The sequence below is a fragment of the Plesiomonas sp. genome, assembly GCF_051650925.1.
Taxonomy (GTDB): Bacteria; Pseudomonadota; Gammaproteobacteria; order Enterobacterales; family CAMTGL01; genus Plesiomonas.
Genome location: NZ_JBOFRH010000028.1, coordinates 1 through 4,151, shown reverse-complemented (window position 1 = coordinate 4,151; position 4,151 = coordinate 1). Strand labels below are relative to the sequence as shown.

The 4,151-nt window shown below is 49.9% G+C and carries 3 protein-coding genes; all 3 read left to right on the top strand.

Going from position 1 to position 4,151, the window contains the following annotated elements; genetic code table 11:
* The coding region (locus tag ACRC27_RS00675; RefSeq protein ID WP_438638850.1) for a FecCD family ABC transporter permease at positions 1-795 on the top strand (795 nt) is incomplete at its 5' end.
* Positions 796-800: 5 nt separating this feature from the next.
* Positions 801-1,814, top strand: coding sequence for an ABC transporter ATP-binding protein (locus tag ACRC27_RS00670; RefSeq protein ID WP_438638848.1), 1,014 nt, complete (start codon positions 801-803; stop codon positions 1,812-1,814).
* Positions 1,815-2,299: 485 nt separating this feature from the next.
* A partial coding sequence (locus tag ACRC27_RS00665) for a TonB-dependent receptor plug domain-containing protein (RefSeq protein WP_438638847.1) occupies positions 2,300-4,151 on the top strand: 1,852 nt, incomplete at its 3' end.

Below are 4,151 nucleotides of genomic sequence, written 5' to 3'. Positions count from 1 at the left end.
GCATTAAGTGCGGGGGCCGCACTCGGTTTGTCAGGTGTTCTAGTACAGAGCATTATCCGCAACCCGCTGGCCTCACCCGATATTCTGGGAATTAACAGCGGTGCGGCCACCGCCGTTGTACTGTTTTTTCTATTTTTCCAGCAACACATTGCAATTGTGTGGTTGCCACTGATTGCTTTTACCGGCGCAGTATTGATGATGCTGCTACTCGTTAGCATCAGCCGGATATTACATCTGCGCCCAGGGCAGATGATTTTAGTGGGAATTGGTTGTGCTACGCTGCTTGATGCCCTGCGCGCACTGCTGGTCATGTATGCGCCAAGCTGGATCTTAGGTAAAAGCACAGTTTGGGTCACGGGATCTGTGCATGGCGCACGTTACGATCAGGTCTGGATGCTGGCCACCGCACTGTTTTTGCTGCTGCCATTGCTGGCCGGTTTATTGCGCCACCTAACCGTACAACTGCTCGGTGAAGATACCGCGACCGGACTTGGCTGCGCGCTGTCGCGCTGGCAGTGGGCCGGACTGCTGCTTTCTGCTGCATTGTCGGCGCTGGCGGTTGGGTTTGTTGGTGGAATTGGGTTTATCGCGTTGATGTCGCCCCATATTGCCCGCCGCTGGGTGGGAAACCAACAAGGGCCGCTGCTGATTTGTGCGGCGCTAACCGGTAGCCTGTTATTGCTCAGTGCAGACACTCTCGGCCGAACCCTGATGATCCCGCTTGATATTCCCGCCGGCGTATTTACCGCGATGTTGGGTGCGCCCTATTTCCTCTATCTTCTTTTACGCCGGTGATAACCATGACTCACTTACAGACTATGACCCGCTTACAGACCCAGAATTTACAACTCTCCTATCCTCAGGCATCACGTCAGGCCGGAGCGCTGCGGCATATTATTCATGATCTATCACTAGACATTGCTGACGGTGAAATTACGGTATTTATCGGTGCTAATGGTTGCGGTAAATCGACCTTGCTTAAATCACTGGCCCGCTTGCTAAAACCCACTGGCGGTAACGTGTGTCTTGATGGCCAGCCGCTGACCGAATGGGCCGCCACAGATATTGCCAGACAACTGGCTATTTTGCCGCAATCGCCCGTCGCGCCTGAAGAGATGACCGTTTTACAGCTGGTAAAACAGGGCCGTTATCCACATCAGCGCTGGTTTCAACAGTGGTCAGAACTTGACCAGCAGAAGGTTGAGTGGGCACTGGAACTGACTCACACCACCGCGTTGATGCATCAGACCGTGCAGAGCCTATCCGGTGGTCAGCGCCAGCGAGTTTGGATTGCAATGACTCTCGCGCAAGATGCCGATATTTTGCTATTGGATGAACCGACAACATATCTGGATCTGAATCACCAGATTGAGCTGCTGGATTTGCTGATTATGCTCAACCGTGAACACGGTAAAACCATCGTGATGGTGCTGCATGATCTGAATCTGGCCTGCCGCTATGCCGATCAATTGGTGGCCGTTCACCAAGGCGGCGTTTGCGCACAGGGAAAACCGGCAGAGATCATGACATCAGGCTTGTTACAACAGGTCTTTAATCTGCACGCTGATGTGCTGCCCGACCCCTTTTATGGCACACCGATGATTGTTCCAGTCAGCCGCCATTTGAAACGTAATCCGGCGTTATCAGCCAATACATTATCATTGGAAAGTGCACCCTCTTCGCACACCATACAACCTACCCCACGTTCGGGAGCAAATGCAAAAATAGCGGGTTTAACACCGGTAGACTCTGCGATTAGCACAACGGGAACGACATCACTAGATACGCGTGAATCAATGACTACCGCAGCTTGATGATCTCGGGTCGAAGCTTGGTGATCTCTGGTCGAGAGCACTAACCCGTTTCTGAACGGTTTTCATTAGAAGAACCGTATAAAAAGAGCGATATAGAACACACATGGCTCTGCTGTATTTATCCCACAGCGGAGGATTTTCTACGCCTGAATGTTGTGCCTAGAGATAGGTTAATTATCACATTGATAAATAATAACTTTTTGTGAATATTTCACTTGTCATTTAAATGATAATAGCTATCATTTGCATCATAATAATTATGTCGCCGCATACCGGTTCAACCTAAAGCCCCATCATGCAAATTCCAACGAATAGGCTAGATGGGAGCAGATACACCGGTAAACGCCAGACTATAGCTTTATCCTAAAACACTCTTTTGAATTTCTAATGAGCAAGGTCATCTGAATGCACCTGTTGTTGCTATTTTTACGGAGATAACAGCAATACGGGTGCGCTTTATTCATCATCAGATAACGACCATTATTATGACAACCCAAAAAAGTAACGCAGTGCACTCCTCTTTCACCGTAAAACCGCTCACACTGGCCCCATTGACGGTTGCAATAGCCACGATATTGAGTTCGACCGCACTGTATGCGGCCGGTACATCCACCAGCGAAACCATTGTTGTTACCGGTGAAGCGATTGATGTGCACGTACAACAGCAGATAGATGCCGAGCAACTGAGCAATCGACAGGCCAGTGATATCAAAGATGTCCTCAATACCCTGCCCAGCGTGACCGTTGATGGTGGCCAACGCTATGGCCGCAAGGTTTGGATCCGCGGTTTAGAAGATAAATTCTCATTAGTGACTATTGATGGTGCACGCCAAGAGGGACAGATCTTCCACCACTCAGGCGATCAAACTATTGATCCTGAACTGCTCAAACGAGCGGTTATTGAGTTTGGCCCTAACTCGGCACTCGACAGTGGTGGCACAGTGACCGGCAGTTTCCGCTATGAAACACGTGACCCTTCAGATCTATTGCGAGCGGGTGAACGTGCCGGAGGATTTGTCAAAGCCGGTTATCAAGATGCCTATCACCGCAAAACCAGCAGTGCCGCGGTTTTCGGTAAACTCGGTGATGCCAGTGAGCTGTTATTGTATGGCCACATGGATGATGACGGTACGATGCGGTTAGGTGATGGTACGGATATTCAGTCAAAACAGGGAAAGCTGAAATCGGGTATGGCAAAAGCGGTGTTTGAACTTACACCTTATAGCAAGCTTAAACTGAATGCACAGCACTATGAGGATGGTGGCAACCGCCAAATTTCCGGTGAAAAAGCCGGTGCAACCGAGGATTACGACTACGGTTACTCGGGTATGACACGCAATACCTACAGCTCAGAACTGCGAGTCTCGCCACCTAACTCAGCGCTGGATATGACGCTGAATATTTACCAGACCAACCAAGGCATTGATCGTGATGCGGAGGTATCGCAAGAAAAAGGCTCGCAAAAACACGCCCCGAACCGCAGTTATTACAATAAAACCACCGGAGCTGACCTGCGAAATAGCACAACAATCAGCAACCACCAACTGACCTATGGTATGGAAACGTATCGCACAGTTCAGACTAAAAAGGCCGACGGTGTAAGCCGCTATGTCGGTGGTGCGCAAGACGGAAAAATTGTACAGGAAGATGTCAAAGGCCGTGGGCTAATGACCAGTTATGGCGTATATGCCGAAGATAAAATGGCGCTGGGTAATCTGACGCTGACACCGGGCCTGCGTTATGATCAGATCAAGATGGGCGGCTTGTATGAAGGTGATTTTAATCAGTGGTCACCTAAACTAAAAAGCAGCTACCGCCTAACCGATAACTTGTCGGTACGCAGTGGCTACGGGCGGATCTTCAAAGGGCCGGGGTTACCGGAAACCTTTATGATCAGTGACAACATGGTGAAACCAAAAGATGTGAAAGCCCAGACCGGTTATAACATTGAAGTTGGGGCGGATTATGATCTGACGCGTCTGGTTGGCGCAGATTATGCTACCAGTGGCTTTACAGTGTACCGCTATACGCTGGATAACTATTTGCACCCGACCAAAAATACTGCTCTGGTCAGTCAAGGCGATGCGGACGTTTGGGGCAGTGAGCTGAATGCCAACGCCGGTTTTGGCCGCTTAGATCTGTACGCTAATTACAGCTACAGCGATGGAACGCTGACCGACCATCAAGGCATGAAGTCGGTATTGCCACAGACCCGTTATCACAGTATTAAACTCGGGGGCGCTTATGCGCTAACTGAGAGTGTTATTGTCGGCACGGATATGCGTTTTACACCGAATAATGCCTACATCCAACATGAGCGCAACAAGCAAGGCGGTG

Bases quoted from the DNA above. Each gene is read 5' to 3' on its own strand.
- ACRC27_RS00670 (WP_438638848.1), top strand. From the start codon at position 801: ATGACTCACTTACAGACTATGACCCGCTTACAGACCCAGAATTTACAA.